A 467-nucleotide genomic window follows, 5' to 3' on the forward strand; every position below is an offset into this window, starting at 1 on the left:
AATGGACGGAGTGCCGGGGTTAAGTTTTGCGGGTATAAAACCAGGTGATACCTTTGAGTATCAATTTGATATTAAACAAAGCGGTACTTATTGGTATCACAGCCATTCTGGGTTTCAAGAACAAACAGGGGTTTATGGCGCTATTATTATTGACCCGAAAGAACCTGACCCTGTGACTTATGACCGTGAGCACACGGTGGTTTTATCCGATTGGACGGATGAAATGCCAGAAAAAGTCTACGCCAAATTAAAAAAGCAAAGCCACTATTACAACTCTCGTGAAAGAACCACAGGAGATATTTGGCGTGAAGTAAAAGAAAAAGGCGTTAACGCCACATGGCGAGATCGCGTCATGTGGAATCGAATGCGCATGAGCGATACCGATATTGCGGATGTGACAGGGCAGACCTACACCTACTTAATGAATGGCATGACCCCCGATGATGGCTGGCAGGCATTATTTAATA

At 44.3% G+C, this 467-nt stretch carries 1 protein-coding gene; it reads left to right on the top strand.

Going from position 1 to position 467, the window contains the following annotated elements; genetic code table 11:
• A partial coding sequence (locus EMN46_RS19025; RefSeq protein WP_154202597.1) for a multicopper oxidase domain-containing protein occupies positions 1-467 on the top strand: 467 nt, incomplete at both ends.

Source organism: Ancylomarina sp. 16SWW S1-10-2, from assembly GCF_009669305.1.
Taxonomy (GTDB): Bacteria; Bacteroidota; Bacteroidia; order Bacteroidales; family Marinifilaceae; genus Ancylomarina.